At 72.1% G+C, this 18,806-nt stretch carries 13 protein-coding genes and 1 pseudogene; 8 read left to right on the top strand and 6 right to left on the bottom strand.

Translation table 11 applies throughout. The annotated features are described in order from the left end of the window. Positions 1 to 9 precede the first annotated feature (9 nt). Both IOD16_RS31775 and IOD16_RS41595 read left to right on the top strand, forming a co-directional pair. Positions 10 to 684 (top strand): alpha/beta hydrolase, encoded by a 675-nt coding sequence (locus IOD16_RS31775; protein ID WP_123745617.1) that lies wholly within the window; start codon positions 10 to 12, stop codon positions 682 to 684. Beyond that, positions 681 to 1,568: pseudogene (locus tag IOD16_RS41595) on the top strand (acyltransferase family protein); the annotation flags it as partial. The gene IOD16_RS31775 and the pseudogene IOD16_RS41595, both read left to right, overlap by 4 nt. 3 nt (positions 1,569 to 1,571) lie before the next feature. Here IOD16_RS41595 and IOD16_RS31765 read toward each other — a convergent pair. Next, positions 1,572 to 3,743: a phospholipase A2 gene (locus IOD16_RS31765; protein WP_201437464.1), complete on the bottom strand. Its 2,172-nt coding sequence runs from the start codon at positions 3,741 to 3,743 to the stop codon at positions 1,572 to 1,574. Between the two features lie 151 nt (positions 3,744 to 3,894). Continuing rightward, the gene (locus IOD16_RS31760; protein ID WP_236594503.1) at positions 3,895 to 4,479 is read right to left on the bottom strand and encodes an SACE_7040 family transcriptional regulator; all 585 of its coding nucleotides are present in this window, start codon (positions 4,477 to 4,479) and stop codon (positions 3,895 to 3,897) included. Between the two features lie 191 nt (positions 4,480 to 4,670). On the opposite strand from IOD16_RS31760, the gene IOD16_RS31755 reads away from it, so the two are divergent. The 4 genes from IOD16_RS31755 to IOD16_RS31740 all read left to right on the top strand — a co-directional run bounded on the left by IOD16_RS31755 (position 4,671) and on the right by IOD16_RS31740 (position 10,279). Next, positions 4,671 to 5,459: an SGNH/GDSL hydrolase family protein gene (locus IOD16_RS31755; protein WP_201437463.1), complete on the top strand. Its 789-nt coding sequence runs from the start codon at positions 4,671 to 4,673 to the stop codon at positions 5,457 to 5,459. A 117-nt stretch (positions 5,460 to 5,576) separates the two neighbouring features. Beyond that, on the top strand, positions 5,577 to 7,181 hold the full coding sequence (locus tag IOD16_RS31750; RefSeq protein WP_123745621.1) for a carboxyl transferase domain-containing protein: 1,605 nt from the start codon (positions 5,577 to 5,579) through the stop codon (positions 7,179 to 7,181). A 20-nt stretch (positions 7,182 to 7,201) separates the two neighbouring features. Then, positions 7,202 to 9,121 carry an acetyl-CoA carboxylase biotin carboxylase subunit gene (locus IOD16_RS31745; RefSeq protein WP_201437462.1) on the top strand — a complete coding sequence of 640 codons (1,920 nt, stop codon included), beginning with the start codon at positions 7,202 to 7,204 and terminating at the stop codon, positions 9,119 to 9,121. 3 nt (positions 9,122 to 9,124) lie between these two features. Further along, positions 9,125 to 10,279, top strand: a complete 1,155-nt coding sequence (locus IOD16_RS31740) for an acyl-CoA dehydrogenase family protein (protein ID WP_123745622.1) — start codon at positions 9,125 to 9,127, stop codon at positions 10,277 to 10,279. Positions 10,280 to 10,451: 172 nt separating this feature from the next. Here the strand turns inward: IOD16_RS31740 and IOD16_RS31735 are convergent, their stop codons facing one another. Together IOD16_RS31735 and IOD16_RS31730 are read right to left on the bottom strand one after the other, a co-directional pair. After that, positions 10,452 to 11,213 (bottom strand): crotonase/enoyl-CoA hydratase family protein, encoded by a 762-nt coding sequence (locus IOD16_RS31735; RefSeq protein WP_201437461.1) that lies wholly within the window; start codon positions 11,211 to 11,213, stop codon positions 10,452 to 10,454. Beyond that, positions 11,210 to 12,802 (bottom strand): acyl-CoA dehydrogenase family protein, encoded by a 1,593-nt coding sequence (locus IOD16_RS31730; RefSeq protein ID WP_201437460.1) that lies wholly within the window; start codon positions 12,800 to 12,802, stop codon positions 11,210 to 11,212. Before IOD16_RS31730 ends, IOD16_RS31735 begins: the two co-directional genes overlap by 4 nt. Before the next feature lie 88 nt (positions 12,803 to 12,890). On the opposite strand from IOD16_RS31730, the gene IOD16_RS31725 reads away from it, so the two are divergent. Both IOD16_RS31725 and IOD16_RS31720 read left to right on the top strand, forming a co-directional pair. Continuing rightward, a complete protein-coding gene (locus tag IOD16_RS31725) occupies positions 12,891 to 14,261 on the top strand; it encodes an FAD-binding oxidoreductase (protein WP_170185218.1) in 1,371 nt (456 codons plus the stop codon). A gap of 16 nt (positions 14,262 to 14,277) precedes the next feature. Then, positions 14,278 to 15,513, top strand: coding sequence for an SAM-dependent methyltransferase (locus tag IOD16_RS31720; RefSeq protein ID WP_123745626.1), 1,236 nt, complete (start codon positions 14,278 to 14,280; stop codon positions 15,511 to 15,513). A gap of 172 nt (positions 15,514 to 15,685) precedes the next feature. Here IOD16_RS31720 and IOD16_RS31715 read toward each other — a convergent pair whose 3' ends face one another. Beyond that, positions 15,686 to 16,525, bottom strand: a complete 840-nt coding sequence (locus IOD16_RS31715) for a S1C family serine protease (RefSeq protein ID WP_201437459.1) — start codon at positions 16,523 to 16,525, stop codon at positions 15,686 to 15,688. A 45-nt stretch (positions 16,526 to 16,570) separates the two neighbouring features. Then, a complete protein-coding gene (locus tag IOD16_RS31710) occupies positions 16,571 to 18,709 on the bottom strand; it encodes a putative bifunctional diguanylate cyclase/phosphodiesterase (RefSeq protein WP_201437458.1) in 2,139 nt (712 codons plus the stop codon). Positions 18,710 to 18,806 lie beyond the last annotated feature (97 nt).

Raw genomic sequence — 18,806 nt, 5'->3', positions numbered from 1 at the left:
GTCGACGCCATGCCGAAGAAGATCGCGTTGGTGGCCGCGCTGCTGGTCCTGGCGGTGCCGGGTGGCGACCCGCCGCCGTTCACGCCCCGGATCGAGGTGCACGGCGACCTCTCCCGGGCCGCGCACGTCGCCGTCGTGGTCCCGGGGTCCGATGTGGACGGACGGCGGTTCGGCGCGACGGTCGGGCGGATGGCGCGCGACCTGCACGCCGCCGTGGGGCGGGACGACGTCGCGGTGGTCGCGTGGCTGGGGTACCGGACGCCGTCCGGGCTCGGCGTGGACGCGGCGGGCGGCCGGCTGGCGCGGGCGGGCGCGGTCGCGCTGGACGAGTACGTGCGGACGTTGCCCGGGCACGTGCACCTGCTGTGCCACAGCTACGGGTCCGTGGTGTGCGGGCTGGCCCAGCCGACCGTGGACGACGTGGTGCTCCTCGGGTCGCCCGGCGTGCGGGTGGACGCCGTCACGTCCGGCGCGCGGGTCTGGGCGGCGCGCGGCGGCCGGGACTGGACGCGCTGGGTGCCGGCGGTGCGGCTGGGCGACCTGGGGCACGGCGCCGACCCGGTCGACCCGGCGTTCGGCGCGCGGGTGCTCGACGTCGGCGACATCGGGCACGACGAGTACTTCCGGGAGGGCACGGCGTCGTTGCGCGCCCTGGCCCGGATCGCGGCGGGGGAGACGCCGTGAGCCGGGATCCGGTGGTCGACGCGGCGCGGGCCGTCGCCATCGCCGGGGTCGTGCTGGGGCACTGGCTGGTGACGGCCGTGGTGCTGACGGGTGACGGGCTGGTGGTCGACAGCCCGCTGCGGTGGATGCCGGAGCTGGCGCCGGCGACCTGGGTGCTCCAGACGTTGGGTCTGTTCTTCTTCACCGGCGGGTTCGGCGCGGTGCGCTCGGGCGCGCCGTGGTGGTCGCGGGTGCGCAAGCTCGTGCCGCCCGTGGCGGTGCTGCTCGGCGCGTGGGTGGCGGTCCTGTTCGGACTGTCGATGCGCGGGTTGTCGCAGCAGACCGTGATGACCGTCGGGTACCTCGTCATGACGCCGCTGTGGTTCCTCGGCGTGTACGTCGTGCTGTCGGCCTGCACGCCGTTGCTGCGGCGACTGGGGTGGTGGGGCGTGGTGATCCCGGTCGTGCTGGTAGCCGTGGACGTCGGCTGGGTGGACGTCGGCTGGGTGACCGCGGTCGCGGTGTGGTGGGCGCCGTGGCAGGTGGGCGTGCTCGCGGCCCAGCGGGGTCACCGCCGTTCGTGGGGTGCGGCGTTGGCCGTGGGCGGCGGGGTGGCGTTCGCGTCGCTGCTGGCCGCCGGGTACCCGGTGAGCGCGGTCGGCGTGCCCGGCGCGGCGGAGTCGAACCTGTCGCCGCCGTCGGCCGCCGCGCTGGCCCTGGCGCTGGCGCAGGTGGGGCTGGTGCTGCTGGTCCGGCCGGCGTCCCTGGCCCGGAGGCCGATCGCGCGGGCGCTGAACGCGCGGGCGTTGCCGATCTTCCTGGTGCACCAGAGCGCGGTGCTGGTGGTGACGTTGGCCGGTTCCGCGTTCGGCTCGTTGCGCGGCCTGCACACGCCGCCGTCGGACGCCCTATGGGTGCTGGAGCGCGGGACGTGGCTGCCGGTGTTCGCCTGCGTGTGCCTGGTCCTGCTTCGGTACCGCCGCGGCCAGGGCGGCGGCGATCGTCGCGACGTGCAGCACGACCATCGCGCCGGTCGGCTCGAGCACCAGCAGCGCCGGCACGCAGGCCAGCGCGGTGAGCAGCCAGGGACGCCGGCCGTGGCACGTGCCGGCGTGCGCGGTGTGCAGCAGGTACCAGCCCAGCAGCAGGTGGATCAGGTTCTGCAGCGGGTCGACCTTGAACACGACCAGCGTGCCCGCCGCGCCCGCGAAGCCGGTGACCACGAACCCGAGGACGCCGAGCACGCCGTAGCCGGCGCCGAGGGTGACCGCGAGCCGGGTGCGGTGGGTCTCGCGGGTGCGGCTGGGGCTGAGCGCGGCGTTGCGCTCGAAGCGGTGGAACACCGCCAGGACGGGCAGGAGCAGCAGCACCAGCACGGCCAGCCAACGCGGTTTGGTGGCGACCCAGTCGAACGCGGCCGGTGAGTCCAGCAGGCCGAGCACGCCGATCACGGCGGCCAGCACGGTGAGGTAGCCGAGGTAGACCGTCATCGGCGCGGTCCGGGCGAACTCCACCACCCGCCACGGCCGGCTGCCCGCGAGCCAGGCCGTGACGCGGGGCTTGAGCAGCAGCACCAGGCAGATCTGGGCCAGGCCGAGCACGAGCAGGCACACGGTGGGCGGGCTGAGGTTCGAGCTGCCCTCGCCGGGCAGCGGCATCATCGTGCGCGGGTACCCGCCGAACGTGATCAGCGCCAGCAGCACGGGCACGGCGGCGAGCGCGAGGACGCCGAGCACCTTGCGCGGGACGCGGTGCAGGCTGCCGTCGGCGTAGTGGAAGCCGAGCTGTTGCAGCAGCAGCGCGCCCAGCACCAGGTTGAGGTGGCCGCCGGGGCGCCAGGGGAAGCCGATGCGGGCCAGGTCGACCACGATCATGGCGGCGACCAGCGCGACCGGCGTGACCAGGCGGGCGTGGCGGTGCAGCCAGGCCATGACGGGGGTGGCGGCGACCGCGACCAGGTACAGGCCCAGGAACCACAGCGGGTGCGCGATGAGCCGGCCGAACATCTCCACCCGCGACTTGTCCACGTCGAGCAGTTCGAGCGGCAGCGGGAGGACCAGCCAGGCCAGCACGAACGCCAGCACGGGCCGGAGCAGCCAGGTGATGCGCGCGGCCAGGTAGCGGCCGTAGCCGCCCTGCTCGGCCTGCACGGCGTGCCAGCCGACGAGGTTGGCGTGGCCGCCCGCGAAGTAGAAGACGGGGATGGCCTGCAACGCCCAGGTGAGCAGCCACAGCCAGGTCGCGCTCACGCCCGCCCAGTGCAGGACGGTGATCAGCGACTGCCCGATCACCACCAGGGCCAGCGCGCTGAGCCGCAGGAACGTGGCGTAGCGGTCGGGGGTGGCCCGCGGTCGGGGCGTGTCGACGGGGTCGTCGGGACCCGCGCCGTGCCTGCGGCGGTCGGCCAGGCCGGGCAGGCGGGCGAGCAGGAGGAACACCACGACCGCGCTGCCGAAGCCCCACGCGAGGACGGGCTCGTGGCCGGGAGGTCCCCAGCGCTGCCGCCACGAGTTGAACTCCAGTCCCGCCGCGTAGAGCTGGGCGGTCGCGTGGCACCGGGCCGCGTGGCCGCGCGGGTTGACGTCGCACTGGGCGTGCATGTCGTGGGCGAGGCGGGCGTCGAGGGACTTGCGGGCGTCCGGGCCGAGCGGGCGGCCCTTGTGCTCGGCGTAGCGGAGCAGGTCGTAGCCCAGGTCGTGGGCCTTGCAGCCGGTGCCGAAGTCCCACTCGGTGTCCCCGGCGGGCCCGGAGCAGCCGCCGTTCGGGTCGATGGCCCGGGCGGACCCGTCGGCCCCGACGACCACCGCGGGTCGGCGCTTGGTGACGTCGCCGAAGTCGGCCGGGAACTCAAGGAGCGGGTTCACCGCGTCGGGGTGGGCCATCGCCTCGACGGCCTTCGCCGCGACCGCGACGTCGCCCTTGAGCGGCGAGGTGTCCGTCGCGCCCCCCGGCCTGGACGCGATCACGCCGCACACGAACACGGCGAGCGCCACGAGCACGAACCGGAACCAGGCGGGCAGACGGGCGAGCAACCGGAGCCCCGGCCACCCCCCGGTGGTGTTCACCGCCACGTCACCCATCGGTAGCCGAGCGTACGCGAGAGTCCTACCCCCGGTCCGCGAGAGTCCTACGTTCAGAACACCCGTGTCCTACGTTCGGAACGCGTGTGTCCTACGTTCGGAACACCCGAGTTGAACGCTCGGCACACGCGACCCGCGCCGTCCCGGCACGTCACGGCTGGACGGGCAGCGCTCCCGACAACGACGCCAGCGCCATCTGCGACAGCAGTGCCGCCATCTGGTCGCGGTCCAGGTGGGCGCTGTGCGGCGTGGAGTTGATCAAACCGAACACGGCGTGCGCCGCCGCACGGGCGGTCGGCTCGTCCACTTCCGGCGACGTCTTGCGGATCGTCTCCACCCACACCTCGACGTAGCGCCGCTGGAGCGCCCGCACCCGCCGCCGGTCCGGGTCGGTCAGGTTCGCCAGGTTGCGGATCTGCACGGTGATCAGCGCGGGGTCGTCCAACGCGAAGTCGACGTGCCACCGGATCAATTCCCGCAGCGCGTGCGCCGGGTCGCCGGAGGCGGCCACCCGGTTCAGCCCGCCGTCCAGCAGCCGTTCGCTGATGGACGTCAGCATCTCGCCGAGCATCGCGTCCTTGCTGCGGAAGTGGCGGTACAGCGCCGGCCCGGAAATCCCCACGGCGGCGCCGATGTCGTCGATGCCGACCCCGTGGAAGCCGTGCCGGGCGAACAGTTCGGCGGCGGCGGCCAGGATCTGGTCGCGGCGGGTTTGCTTCGCTGGCTCGGCTGACACGCGGCCCATCTTAAACGCCCAGCCCAGTCCACGTAAACGGGCGTTAACCTGGCCGTCGTCGCGCGATCACCGACCGGTGGCCGAAACGCGTAGTTAACTCTTGACCCACTCTTTTTATATAGGACTACTTACTGGTAACCCTTGTTGTGCTCCGCATCACACCCTGCGTTGTTTCCCTCCGGGAGGCTCCGATGCGCCTTGTCCGAACCCTGTCCAGCGCGGCGCTGGCACTCGTCGCCACGCTGGCACTCGTCGTGCCGGCGGAAGCCGCCGCCGCCAACTACGTCGCGCTCGGCGACTCCTACTCGTCCGGAACGGGCACCGGCTCGTACTACAGCGACTCCGGCAGCTGCAAGCGCAGCCAGTACAGCTACCCGGCCCTCTGGGCGGCGTCGCACGCGCCCGCGTCGTTCAAGTTCGTCGCCTGCTCCGGCGCCAAGACCGGTGACGTGCTGGCCAACCAGGTCAGCGCCCTGAGCGCGACGACCTCCCTGGTCAGCATCTCGATCGGTGGGAACGACGCCGGCTTCACCGACGTGATCACCGCCTGCACCTTCGGCTCCGACTCGACCTGCACCACCCGGGTCAACCAGGCCAAGGCCTACGCCACGGGCACCCTGCCCGCCCTGCTGGACAACGTGTACACGCAGATCCGCACCCGCGCGCCGTCCGCCACGGTCGTCGTGCTCGGCTACCCGCGGCTCTACAAGGTGCCGGGCAGCTGCTCGGTCGGCCTGAGCGACACCAAGCGCGCGGCGATCAACTCCGCCGCCGACACCCTGCACCAGGTGATCTCCGGCCAGGCGGGCGCCAAGTCGTTCTCCTACCGCGACCTGCGCACCCCGTTCACCGGGCACGAGATCTGCTCCGGCGACTGGTGGATGAACAGCCTGACCTGGCCGGTGGAGGAGTCCTACCACCCGAACCGCAACGGCCAGCGCCTCGGCTACCTGCCGCAGCTCACCGCCGTCACGGGCTGACCTGGTCGGCCGTCACACCGGAGGGGGCCGCACCCGCGGCCCCCTCCGGCTTGTGAACTGGTGTTAACAAGCGCTAACATCGCCTCAGGTTAACGACGGCTAACCGCGAGGAGTTCGATGGACGCCCCGGTGCTGCGCAGCACGGCCGACAAGTCGGCCGACGCCTTCCGGCGCTACCACGACGAGCACGCCCGGCTCGTGGCGGAACTGCGCGCCAAGCTCGGCCGAGCCGCCCTCGGCGGTCCGGAGAAGTCACGGACCCGGCACGTGGAGCGCGGCAAGCTGCTGCCCCGCGACCGGGTCGACGCGCTGCTCGACCCCGGCTCGCCGTTCCTCGAGCTGTCACCGCTGGCCGCGGACGGCATGTACGGCGACGAAGCGCCAGCCGCCGGCGTCATCACGGGCGTCGGCCGCGTGTCCGGCCGCGAGGTCGTCATCGTCGCCAACGACGCCACCGTCAAGGGCGGCACCTACTACCCGCTGACGGTGAAGAAGCACCTGCGCGCCCAAGAGGTCGCGTTGCAGAACCACCTGCCGTGCGTCTACCTGGTGGACTCCGGCGGCGCGTTCCTGCCCCGGCAGGACGAGGTGTTCCCCGACCGCGAGCACTTCGGCCGGATCTTCTTCAACCAGGCCACCATGTCCGCCCGCGGCATCCCGCAGGTCGCCGCCGTGCTCGGCTCGTGCACCGCCGGCGGCGCGTACGTGCCCGCGATGTCGGACGAGGCGGTCATCGTGCGCGGCCAGGGCACCATCTTCCTCGGCGGCCCGCCGCTGGTGAAGGCCGCGACCGGCGAGGTCGTCACGGCCGAGGAGCTGGGCGGCGGCGAACTGCACTCGCGCACGTCCGGCGTCACCGACCACCTCGCGGAGGACGACGCGCACGCGTTGCGGATCGTGCGCTCGATCGTCAGCACGCTGGGTCCGCGCGCGCCGCGCCCGTGGCAGGTCGAACCGGCCGCCGAGCCCGCCGTCGACCCCGCCGAGCTGTACGGCGTCGTGCCGACCGACAGCCGCACGCCCTACGACGTGCGCGAGGTGATCGCCCGGATCGTCGACGGCAGCCGGTTCCAGGAGTTCAAGAAGGAGTACGGCGCGACGCTGGTCACCGGGTTCGCCCGGATCCACGGCCACCCGGTCGGCATCGTGGCCAACAACGGCGTGCTGTTCGGCGAGTCGGCGCTGAAGGGCGCGCACTTCATCCAGCTGTGCGACCAGCGCAGCGTGCCGCTGGTGTTCCTGCAGAACATCAGCGGGTTCATGGTCGGCCGCGAGTACGAGGCGGCGGGCATCGCCAAGCACGGCGCGAAGATGGTGACGGCGGTGGCGTGCGCGCGGGTGCCGAAGTTCACCGTGGTCATCGGCGGGTCGTTCGGCGCGGGCAACTACTCGATGTGCGGCCGGGCCTACTCGCCCCGGTTCCTGTGGATGTGGCCCAACGCCCGCATCTCGGTGATGGGCGGCGAGCAGGCGGCCTCGGTGCTGGCGACCGTGCGGCGCGACCAGCTCGGCGACGCGTGGTCGGCGGAGGACGAAGAGGCGTTCAAGGCGCCGATCCGGCAGCAGTACGAGGACCAGGGCAACCCGTACTACTCCACGGCCCGGCTCTGGGACGACGGCGTGATCGACCCCCTCGACACGCGGATGGTGCTGGGCCTGGCGTTGTCCACGGCGGCGAACGCCCCGATCGAGCCGGTTTCCTACGGCGTCTTCCGGATGTGATGGGCATGGTGCGCCAAGGGATGTTCGACAGCGTTCTGGTGGCCAACCGCGGCGAGATCGCGGTGCGCGTGATCCGCGCGCTGCGGCGGTTCGGCATCCGCTCGGTCGCGGTCCACAGCGACGCGGACGCCGACGCGCTGCACGTGCGGATGGCGGACGTCGCGGTGCGGATCGGACCCGCGTCGGCGCGGGAGAGCTACCTGTCGGTCGAGCGGATCGTCGAGGCGGCGCTCTCGACGGGCGCGCAGGCCGTGCACCCGGGGTACGGGTTCCTCGCCGAGAACGCGGAGTTCGCGCGGGCGTGCGAGAAGGCCGGGCTGGTGTTCATCGGGCCGCCCGCCGAGGCGATCGAGGCGATGGGCGACAAGATCCGCGCCAAGCTGACCGTCGCGGCGGCCGGCGTGCCCGTGGTGCCGGGTCGGACCGAGGTCGGGATGACCGACGACGACCTCGTGCTCGCGGCGGACGAGATCGGGTTCCCGGTGCTGCTGAAGCCGTCCGCCGGTGGCGGCGGCAAGGGCATGCGGCTCGTGGAGTCCGGCGACGGCCTGCGTGACGCCATCGAGTCGGCACGGCGGGAGGCGCGCGGGTCGTTCGGCGACGACGCCCTGCTGATCGAGCGGTTCATCGGCAACCCGCGGCACGTCGAGATCCAGGTGATGGCCGACGCGCACGGCGGCGTGACGCACCTCGGCGAGCGCGAGTGCAGCTTGCAGCGGCGGCACCAGAAGATCATCGAAGAGGCGCCGTCGCCGCTGGTCACGCCCGAGATGCGGGCCGCGATGGGCGCGGCGGCGGTGGAGGCGGCCCGGTCAGTCGGGTACGTCGGGGCGGGCACGGTCGAGTTCATCGTCGACGGCGCGTCCGGTGACTACTTCTTCATGGAGATGAACACGCGGCTCCAGGTCGAGCACCCCGTGACCGAGCTCGCGACCGGCGTGGACCTGGTCGAGTGGCAGTTGCGGGTGGCCGCGGGCGAACCGCTCGGGTTCACGTCGGTGGAGATGACCGGGCACGCGGTCGAAGCGCGCGTGTACGCGGAAGACCCGGCGCGGGGCTTCCTGCCGACCGGCGGGACGGTGCTCGCGCTGGAGGAGCCGTCCGACGTGCGGGTGGACTCCGCGTTGCGGGTCGGGCTGACCGTCGGCAGCGACTACGACCCCATGCTGGCCAAGGTGATCGCGCACGGGGCGACGCGGGAGGAGGCGTTGCGCAGGCTGCACGCCGCCCTGGGCCGGTTCACGGTGCTCGGCGTGACCACGAACATCCCGTTCCTGCGGGCGTTGCTGCGCGACCCGGACGTCCGGTCGGGCGACCTCGACACCGGTCTGGTGGAGCGCAAGCTCGACACCCTGGTGGCCGTGCGGCGGCCGGACGAGGTGCTGGCCGCCGCCGCGCTGCAACGGCAGCTCTCGCTGGGCGGCGGTGACGACCCGTGGACGCGGGCCGACGGCTGGAGGGTGGGCGAGCACGCCTGGACCCGGTGGCTGATCGACGGCGTCGAGGTGCGCGTGCGCGGCGACGAGGTGTCGGTCGCGGACGGCGAACCGTCCAGGCACACCGTTCGGGTCGACGGCAGCCGGCTCACCGTGGACGGCCGGCCGTACGCGATGCACCGCGACGGGGACGTGCTGTGGCTGGGCCGGGACGGTCACGCGTGGGCGCTCACCGAGACCCGGCCGTCCGAGGTCGCGGCCTCGGGGGTCGTCGCGGGCGGCGGCCCCGTCACCAGCCCCATGCCCGGCACGGTGCTCCTGGTGCGGGTCGCCCGGGGCGAGCACGTGACGGCCGGGCAGGCGCTGTTCGTGGTCGAAGCGATGAAGATGGAGCACACCGTCACGTCACCCGTGGCCGGCGTGCTCACCGAAGTGCACGTCCAGGCGGGCCAACAGGTCGCGCTGGACCAACCCCTTGCCGTCGTCGTGCCCCACGAGGAGTGAGCGATGTTGGACTTCCGCCTTGACGAGGAATACGAGGCGTTGCGCAAGACCGTCGAGGAGTTCGCCCGCGAAGAGGTCGCGCCGGTCATCGGCGGGTTCTACGAGCGCGAGGAGTTCCCCTACGACATCGTCGCCAAGATGGGGCGGATGGGGCTGTTCGGGCTGCCGTTCCCGGAGGAGCACGGCGGGATGGGCGGCGACTACTTCGCGTTGTGCCTGGCGCTGGAGGAGCTGGCTCGGGTCGACTCGTCCGTGGCGATCACGCTGGAAGCCGGCGTCTCGCTCGGGTCCATGCCGGTGTTCCGGTTCGGCTCGGCCGAGCAGAAGGCGGCCTGGCTGCCCCGGTTGTGCGCCGGCGAGGTGCTCGGCGCGTTCGGGCTCACCGAGCCCGGCGGCGGGTCGGACGCGGGCGCGCTGCGCACCACCGCCCGGGTCGACGGCGACGAGTGGGTGATCAACGGCACCAAGGCGTTCATCACCAACTCGGGCACGGACATCACCGGCCTGGTCACGGTGGCGGCGGTGACCGGGCGGCGGGAGAACGGCAAGCCGGAGATCTCGGCGATCATCGTGCCGTCGGGCACGCCGGGGTTCTCGGTGTCGCGCAAGTACTCCAAGGTCGGGTGGAACGCGTCGGACACGCGTGAGCTGTCCTTCCAGGACTGCCGCGTGCCGCTGGCCAACCTGGTCGGCGAGCGCGGGCGGGGCTACGCGCAGTTCCTGCAGACGTTGGACGAGGGCCGGGTGGCGATCGCGGCCGTCGGCGTCGGCCTGGCGCAGGGGTGCGTGGACGAGTCGCTGAAGTACGCGGGTGAGCGGGAGGCGTTCGGCCACCGGATCGGCGCGTACCAGGCCATCCAGTTCAAGATCGCCGAGATGGAGGCGCGCACGCACACCGCGCGGCTCGCCTACTACCAGGCGGCGGCGAAGATGCTGCGCGGCGAGCCGTTCAAGCGGGAGGCGGCGATCGCGAAGTTGGTGTCGTCGGAGGCGGCGATGGACAACGCGCGCGAGGCGACGCAGATCTTCGGCGGGTACGGGTTCATGAACGAGTACCCGGTGGGCCGCTTCTACCGGGACGCCAAGATCCTGGAGATCGGCGAGGGCACCAGCGAGGTGCAGAAGATGCTGATCGCCCGCGACCTGGGCCTCCACTAACCCCGCGTGTCCTACCTTCCGAACGCGCGTGTCCTACGTTCGGAACGCGCGTGTCCTACGTAGGGAACACCCGAGTTGAACGCTCAGAACAGTCGATCTTGTTCTGAGCGTTCAACTCGGGGTGCCGGAATGTAGGACACGCGCGTTCGCAACGTAGGACACGCGCGGAGGGTTACTGGGGGAACTTGCCGTGGCGGCCTTCGCCGGATTGGAAGCGGCGCAGGCCCTTCTCCACCTCGGTCAGCGCGATGAGGCCGTGGGACAGCTCGTTGGCCAGGGCGTCGGGTTCCGGCAGGTCCTCCTGCTCCAGCAGCGACAAGCGGTCGCGGCGCAGTCCCACCTGGGGGAACCCCGACAGTTCGAGCGCCAGGGACTCCGCCGCGGCACGTGAGGTGCCGGAAGGCACCACGCGGTTCGCCAGGCCGATCCGCAGCGCCTCGCCGGAGTGCACCGGCCGGCCCGTCAGCACCAGGTCCATCGCCCGCGACGCGCCGATCAACCGGGGCAGCCGCACGGTCCCGCCGTCGATCAGCGGCACGCCCCACCGCCGCGAGTACACGCCGAACACGGCGTCCTCGTCGGCCACCCGCAGGTCGCACCACAGCGCCAGCTCCAGCCCGCCCGCCACCGCGTGCCCGGACACCGCCGCGATCACCGGTTTCGACAACCGCAACCGCGTCGGACCCATCGGGCCGGACGGCGACTCGGCGTCGTTGCCCCGGGGCGTGCCCAGCGCCTTCAGGTCCGCGCCCGAGCAGAACGTGCCGCCCTCGCCGTGCAGCACGGCCACCGCCGCGGTCGGGTCCTCGTCGAACTCGCGGAACACCTCGGTCAACGTGTGCGCGGTCGGCCCGTCCACCGCGTTGCGCACGGCGGGCCGGTTCAGCAGGACGGTGAACACCGGCCCGGACCGCTCAACCCGGACGGCGCTCACGGCTTCGGCAGCCCTCGTTCCACGATGGCACCGAAGTCCACGCCGCGCGGCAGCGTGCCGAACGCCACGCCCCAGTCGCCGGACAGCCGTGACGCGCAGAACGCGTCCGCCACCGCCGGGTGCCCGTACCGCACCAGCAGCGCACCCTGCAACGTCAACGCCATCCGCTCCACCACCCGGCGCGCCCTCACTTCGAGGTCGTCGGTGTCGATCAGCTCATCCTTGAGCCCTTGGACGGCCGCGTCCAGCCGCCGATCGGCGCCGCGCGCCGCGTCCAGCTCGCCGAAGAACTCCGCCACCGCTTCCGGTGACCGCCCGAGGGCGCGCAGCGCGTCCAGCGCGGCCACGTTGCCCGAACCCTCCCAGATGGACATCAACGGCGACTCGCGGAACAGCCGCGGCATCCCCGAGTCTTCGATGTACCCGTTGCCGCCCAGGCACTCCAGCGCTTCGGCGGCGTGCGCGGGAGCCCGCTTGCACACCCAGTACTTGCTCACCGCGAGCCCCAGCCGGCTCCGGTTGCCCGCGAGCCACAGCGCCACCGTGGTCGCCGCCTCGGACTCCACCGCCAGGTCGGCCAGCACGTTGCGCATGGCGGGCTGGTCGACCAGGTACGCGCCGAACGCCTTGCGGTGCGCCGCGTGGTGCGTGGCCTGGGTCAGCCCCAGCCGCATCCCGGACGCCGAGCCGAGCACGCAGTCCAGCCGGGTCATGTTGACCATCTCGATGATGGTCCGCACGCCCTGTCCCTCCTCGCCGACGAGCCACCCGACCGCGCCGTCGTACTCCAGCTCCGCGGACGCGTTGGACTTGTTGCCGAGCTTGTCCTTGAGCCGCTGGAGGAACATCGCGTTGCGCGTGCCGTCGGGCAGCACGCGCGGCAGCACGAAGCACGACAGGCCGCCCGGCGCCTGCGCGAGGGTCAGGAACAGGTCCGACATCGGCGCGGAGGTGAACCACTTGTGCCCGGTCAGCACGTGGTGGTCGGCGACGGGCACGGCGCGCGTGGTGTTGGCCCGCACGTCCGAGCCGCCCTGCTTCTCGGTCATCGACATGCCCGCGATCAACCCGCGCTTCGACGACGGCGCGCGCAGCCCGAAGTCGTACTCCCGTGCCGCCAGCAGCGGTTCGTACTTCTCGGCCAAAGCGGGCGTGCGGCGCAAAGCGGGCACGGCGGCGTAGGTCATCGAAATCGGACACCCGTGGCCCGCTTCCGCTTGGCTCCACACGTAGAACTTGGCCGCGCGGGCGACGTGCGCGCCCGGCCGGTCGTCCCGCCACGGCGCCGCGTGCAGGCCGTTGGCGACGGCCGTGCCCATCAGCTCGTGCCAGGCGGGGTGGAACTCGACCTCGTCGACCCGGCGCCCGTACCGGTCGTGGGTGTGCAGCACGGGCGGGTGCGCGTTGGCCAACCGTCCCAGGTCTTGGACGTGCGGTGTGCCCGCGAGCGCGCCCAACGCGCGCACCTCGGGTTCGGCCCACTCCGCGCCGCCGCGCCGCAGTCCGTCCAGCAACGCCGGGTCGGCGGAGACGTCGTGCCCTTCCAGTGGCGGGACCTGGTTGGTCACCTCATGAGTGGCGTGGGTCATAACCACCTAGCGTACTACCCGTCGGTAACTTGCGGGGGCCGGAAATTTGGGGGTGCTGATCAAGCTCCGGCGGCCTAACGTCGGTGCCGTGAGGGATCACCGGCAGGTTCAGGAGTCCGGCCACGAGCGGGCCGTGGCCGCGTTGCGCGGTCAGTACGCGGCGATCCCGGCCGGTGCGCCGGTGCGGCTGGCCAAGTCGACGTCGAACCTCTTCCGGTTCCGCGCCGACCAGTCCGGCGGCCTCGACGTCGCCCGGTTCGACCAGGTCCTGTCGGTGGACGCCGACGCGCGGACCGCGCAGGTCCAGGGCATGACGACCTACGAGCACCTGGTCGACGCCACCCTGCCGCACGGTCTCATGCCGCTGGTCGTGCCGCAGCTCAAGACGATCACGCTGGGCGGCGCCGTGGCGGGTCTGGGCATCGAGTCCAGCTCCTTCCGCAACGGCCTGCCGCACGAGTCGGTGCGCGAGCTGGAGATCATGACGGGCGACGGCGAGGTCGTGGTCGTCGGTCCGGAGGACGACCTGTTTCGCGGGTTCCCGAACTCGTACGGCACGCTCGGCTACACGCTGCGGCTGGAGATCGAGCTGGAACCGGTGAAGCCGTACGTGCGGCTGCGGCACGTGCCGTTCGCCGACGCGGCCGAGTGCGCGCGGATGCTCGCCGAGGTCTGCGCGGACGGCTCCTACCAGGGCGAACCGGTCGACTTCGTCGACGGGACGGTGTTCTCCGGCACCGAGCAGTACGTGACGCTGGCGAACTGGTCCGACACCGCGCCGTTCACGTCGGACTACACCGGCAACCAGATCTACTACCGGTCCATCCAGCGGCGCAGCGTCGACTACCTGACCGTGCGCGACTACCTGTGGCGGTGGGACACCGACTGGTTCTGGTGCTCGCGCGCGTTCGGCGTGCAGCACCCGGTGGTGCGGCGGCTCGTGCCGAAGCGCTACCTGCGGTCGGACGTGTACCGCAAGGTGGTGGCCTGGGACCGGCGGCACAAGCTGTCCGACCGGCTGAACAAGGCGGTGCAGGAACCGGTGATCCAGGACGTGGAGATCCCGGTGGACCGGCTCGCCGAGTTCCTGGACTTCTTCCACCGGGAGATCGGCATCAGCCCGGTGTGGCTGTGCCCGGTGAGGCTGCGCCGCCGGGCGGACGGCAGCCGCGCGGCCTGGCCGCTGTACCCGATGGACCCCGAGGTGCTGTACGTCAACGTCGGCTTCTGGTCGACGGTGTCGCTGCGGCCCGACGAGGAGCTGGGCAGCCGGAACCGGCTGATCGAGGACAAGGTCACGGAACTGGGCGGGCACAAGTCCCTGTACTCCGACTCGTATTACGGCGAGGAGGAGTTCTGGGACAACTACAACGGCCCTACCTACCAGGACCTGAAGAAGCGGTACGACCCGGCGGGCCGGCTGCCCGATTTGTACGCCAAGTGTGTTCTCCGTAGGTGAAGGGAGCCGGGGCCAGATGCGGTTGGCGGAGGTGTTCCAGCGGGCGGTCGGAGGCGGCGCGTCCGTGCGGTTCAGCGCGTACGACGGAAGCCATGCGGGGCCGGCCGACGCGGGTGTGAGCATCGAGGTGCGCACACCGGAGGCGTTGTCCTACCTGGCGTCGGCGCCGGGTGAGCTGGGGTTGGCGCGCGCGTACGTGACCGGGCACCTGGAGATCATCGGTGACGTGTACGGGGCGTTGAAGCAGCTCTCCGAGATCTCGTTGCGCGAGGTGCCCTGGGGCGAGCGGGTGGAGCTGCTGGCCACGCTCGGGCGCACCAGGTTGGGCACGAAGATCGAGGTGCCGCCGCAGGAGCGCCGGTTGCGCGGCCTGCGGCACTCGAAGGCGCGCGACCGCGAGGCGATCGCGCACCACTACGACGTGTCGAACACGTTCTACGAGTGGGTCCTCGGTCCGTCCATGGCGTACACGTGCGCCGTGTACCCGACCGCGGAGTCCACCTTGGAGGAGGCGCAGTTCGCCAAGCACGACCTGGTGGCGCGCAAGCTCGGGCTGAAGCCGGGCATGCGGCTGCTGGACGTGGGCTGCGGCTGGGGCGGCATGGTCATGCACGCCGCGCGGGAGTACGGCGTGCAGGCGCTGGGCGTGACGTTGTCCCGCAACCAGGCGGAGTGGGCGCAGAAGGCGATCGTGGAGGCGGGCCTGTCGGACCTGGCCGAGGTGCGCTACCTCGACTACCGGGACGTGCGGGAGTCCGGGTTCGACGCGGTCAGCTCGATCGGCCTGACCGAGCACATCGGGAAGGCGAAGCTGCCCGCGTACTTCCGGTCGCTGTACGACAAGCTCAAGCCGGGCGGGCGGATGCTCAACCACTGCATCACCCGGCCGGACAACAAGCAGCCGGCGCGGACCGGCGGGTTCATCAACCGGTACGTGTTCCCGGACGGCGAGCTGGTCGGGCCGGGCCACCTCGTGTCGTTGATGCACGACACCGGGTTCGAGGTGCGGCACGAGGAGAACCTGCGCGAGCACTACGCCATGACGCTGGCGGGGTGGTGCGAGAACCTGGAGAAGCACTGGGACGACGCGGTGACCGAGGTCGGCCTCGGTCGGGCGCGGGTGTGGCGGCTGTACCTGGCCGCGTCCCGGCTGGGCTTCGAGCGCAACAACATCCAGCTGCACCAGGTGCTGGGCGTGAAGCTGGACGGCACCACGTCGCACATGCCGCTGCGCCCGGAGTGGCTCGGCTGACGCACCCGGCGGCGTGCGGTCCCGACCGCACGCCGCCGCGCGTGTCCTACGTTCCGAATGCGCGTGTCCTACGTTCGGAACACCCGAGTTGAACGCTCAGGGCAGGCCGCGGCGACGAACGCCCCGACCACGTGGGATGGACGCACGTGGCCGGGGGTGGGGCGGGTCGGTGTCACCCCAGCTGGTCGATGATCTGCCGCACCTGGTTGGCCGGGATCGCGAAGCCGATGCCCACGCTGCCCGCCTGACCGCTGTCCGACGCGGGCGAGTAGATCGCCGAGTTGATGCCGACGACCTCGCCCGCCGCGTCGACCAGCGGCCCGCCCGAGTTGCCCGGGTTGATCGACGCGTCGGTCTGGATCGCCTGGTAGCTGACCGCCGACGACCCGCGCCGGCCGGTCGACGTGCCCGGCACGGTCACCGTGCGGTCGAGCGCGCTGACGATGCCCGACGTCACGGTGCCCTGGAGCCCTTCGGGCGAGCCGATCGCCACGACCTCGTCGCCGATCTTCACCTGGTCGGAGTCGCCGAACTTCGCCGGCGTCAGCCCGCTCACCCCCGCCGCCTGCACGACCGCCAGGTCGCTCGACGCGTCCGCGCCCACCACGGTGGCGTCCACGGTCCGCCCGTCGCTCAACGTCACGGTCACCTGCTGCGCGCCCGCCACCACGTGGTTGTTGGTCAGGATGCGCCCGTCCGCGCTCAGCACCACCCCGGACCCGAGGCCCTGGCCCTGCGCCGACACGACGTTCACCTGCACCACGCTCGGCAGCACGCGGGCCGCGACCCCCGAAACGTCCACAGTGGACGAGGCGTTCATCGCGACCTGGCTGCTCACCGGGGTTTGCGCGACGGGTGAGGCGTTCATCGCGCCGACCACCCCGCCGGTGACGCCGCCGAACACCGCGGCGGCCAGCGCCGCCGAGGCCACGACCGCACCGGTGCGGCGCTGCCAGAACGGCGCCCGCTCCTCCAACGACCCGCGCACGGCGGGGAAGTCCTCTGTCGTCATGAACCCAGGTTGGTCCCCGACCCTATGCGCAACCTGAGCGCCGGGTCAGGACTTGCCAAGAATCCCGCGCACCTGCTCGGCGGTCAGCAGCGCCGACCCGAACAGCGGCCCCTGCGCGCCCGTCACCCCCAGCTCCACCAGCCGTCGCGCCTCGAACCGGGTGCGCACGCCCGCCGCGAACAGCGGCAGCCCCAACGTCCGCGACCACGTGAGCAGCGCCACGGCCGCGCTCTCCTCGACCGGGTCCGCGCCCTCGGCCAGGCCGTGCACCGGGGAGCCCTGGAACTTCACCGCGGTCAGCGGTAACCGCCGTAACCGGTCGAGCGGCACGTTGCCGCCGCCGACCTGGTCGAGCACCAGCCGCACGCCGTGCCCGGCCAGGTAGGTCAGCTCCTCCACCTGGTCCTCGTTGATCAACGCGGGCAGCTGCTCGCCCAGCTCGAACTGCAACAGCCGCGCCGGCAGCCCGCACTCGCGCAACGCCTGCCGCACGGTCGCCACCAGCTCCGGCTCCTGGCACTCCCGGGCGGTCAGGTCCATGCTCAGCACGGGCGCCGCGTCACCGAACTCGGCGTGCCAGCGGCCCGCGTCGGCGCAGGCCTGCGCGATGGACCACTTGCCCAGGCGTGCGGCCATCCCGGTGCACGTCGACAGCGACACCAGCTCCTGCGGGTCGAGCACGCCCTCCGTCGGGTGGTCCCAGCGCAGCCGCGCCTCGACGGCCAGCAGCGCGCCGTCCACCAGCGAGTGCACCGGCTCGTAGTCGACCCGGAACTCGCCCTGCTCCAACCCGCCCGCGATGGACGCGGCCAACCGCATCCGGGCGCGTTCCCGCTGGTCGCGCTCCTTGTCGTAGAGCGCCCACTGCGCCTTGCCGTCGTCCTTGGCCCACCGCACGGTCAGGTCGACGCAGCGCAGCAGCTCGGCCGCGTCCGCACCGCGCGCGGGCCGCACCACGATGCCGACGCTGGCGGTCACGCCGATGCCGTCGTCCTCCACCCACACGGGTTCGGCGAGCTGCTCGACGGCGGACTCGGCGAGCGACACCACCGTCGCCACGTCCGCCGGGTCGTGGATCAGCACGGCGAACTCGTCCGGCCCGATCCGGGCCAGCTTCCCGACCTCGTCGAACACCGACCGCAGGTGCCCGGCGACCGCGGTCAGGATCCGGTTGCCGACCTCGTGCCCGTACGCGTCGTTGACCACCCGGAACCCGTCGAGGTCGAACACGACCAGCGCGAGGGTGGCGGGACCGCGGGAGCCGACCGCGCTCTCCAGCCAGCCCACGAACTGGGACCGGTTGGCCAGGCCGGTCTGCATGTCGTGCAGGCTCTGGCGCACCAGCTGCGTCTGCAGCGCGCGGACCTCGTCCAGGCTCTCCATCATGGTGACGTAGAAGGCGGGCGCGCCGTCGTCGTCGCGCAGCAGGGCGAGGGCGATGAGCACGTTGACGAGTTCGCCGTCGGCGCGGATCAGCCGGGTCTCGGCGCGCACGTGCTCCTGGCCGTTGTGCAGGCGCTGGGCGGCGTGCGAGATCACTTGGCGCTCGTCCGGGTGGAGCAGGTCGCGGCCGCGCGTCCCGATCAGCTCGTCGGCGGTGCGGTCCAGCAGGGCGAGCATGGCGTCGTTGCAGTCGAGGATCACGCCGTTGGCGTCGGAGACCGTGATGGCCAACGCCGAGGTCTGGAACACGGCGCGGAACTTCGCTTCACCCGCCCGCACCGCGGATTCGGCCGATCGAGTGGTTCTCAGCTCGTGGTGCTGTTCCTGCTCGTCCAGCGAGCGCTGGCACAGCGCGTCGGTGAACCCGGCGGCCAACGCGCCCAGTGCGGCCATCAGGCGGCCGGGTTCGACGTCGGCGGCCAGGTGCTCGCCGACGAACGCGAGCGTCCGCTCCAGCGTCTCGGAGGCGGCCAGCCCGTGCTCGACCAGGCCGCGGCCGACCTCGCGCGCCCGTGCCGTCGACCCGTCGTCGCGGACGGCGGCGTGCAGGGTGGCGGTGAGCCCGGTGAGCAGGTCCGACAGTCGGTCGTCGGGGGCGTCGCCGGACGTGGCGGGCGGTGGGTCGGAGGGCGGGTCGGACGGCGTCGGCGGCGGCCCGATGGCCGCAGCCCATTCACGTGCGAAGGCGACCCGGGATTGCCCGGGGTCGTCACCGAGTCTCGCCGCGCCTGCCGTTTTCATGTGGCTCTGGGTGCCATTCGTCGCTCCGACGTGCGCATTTCCTCGCCATTGTCACTCGAATGGGGTAATGCGGACCGTTGGTCCCGGTCAGCTTACC

The sequence above is a fragment of the Saccharothrix sp. 6-C genome (genome assembly GCF_016695385.1).
Lineage (GTDB): Bacteria > Actinomycetota > Actinomycetes > Mycobacteriales > Pseudonocardiaceae > Actinosynnema > Actinosynnema texasense.
The sequence above is the reverse complement of the archived record's forward strand: the minus strand, read 5'-3'. Positions and strand labels throughout refer to the sequence as shown.

Excerpts from the sequence above, each read along its gene's own strand:
- IOD16_RS31775 (WP_123745617.1), top strand. The coding sequence starts at position 10 with ATGCCGAAGAAGATCGCGTTGGTGGCCGCGCTGCTGGTCCTGGCGGTG.
- IOD16_RS31765 (WP_201437464.1), bottom strand. The coding sequence starts at position 3,743 with ATGGGTGACGTGGCGGTGAACACCACCGGGGGGTGGCCGGGGCTCCGG.
- IOD16_RS31755 (WP_201437463.1), top strand. The coding sequence starts at position 4,671 with ATGCGCCTTGTCCGAACCCTGTCCAGCGCGGCGCTGGCACTCGTCGCC.
- IOD16_RS31750 (WP_123745621.1), top strand. The coding sequence starts at position 5,577 with ATGGACGCCCCGGTGCTGCGCAGCACGGCCGACAAGTCGGCCGACGCC.
- IOD16_RS31745 (WP_201437462.1), top strand. The coding sequence starts at position 7,202 with ATGTTCGACAGCGTTCTGGTGGCCAACCGCGGCGAGATCGCGGTGCGC.
- IOD16_RS31740 (WP_123745622.1), top strand. The coding sequence starts at position 9,125 with ATGTTGGACTTCCGCCTTGACGAGGAATACGAGGCGTTGCGCAAGACC.
- IOD16_RS31730 (WP_201437460.1), bottom strand. The coding sequence starts at position 12,802 with ATGACCCACGCCACTCATGAGGTGACCAACCAGGTCCCGCCACTGGAA.
- IOD16_RS31720 (WP_123745626.1), top strand. The coding sequence starts at position 14,278 with ATGCGGTTGGCGGAGGTGTTCCAGCGGGCGGTCGGAGGCGGCGCGTCC.
- IOD16_RS31715 (WP_201437459.1), bottom strand. The coding sequence starts at position 16,525 with ATGACGACAGAGGACTTCCCCGCCGTGCGCGGGTCGTTGGAGGAGCGG.
- IOD16_RS31710 (WP_201437458.1), bottom strand. The coding sequence starts at position 18,709 with ATGAAAACGGCAGGCGCGGCGAGACTCGGTGACGACCCCGGGCAATCC.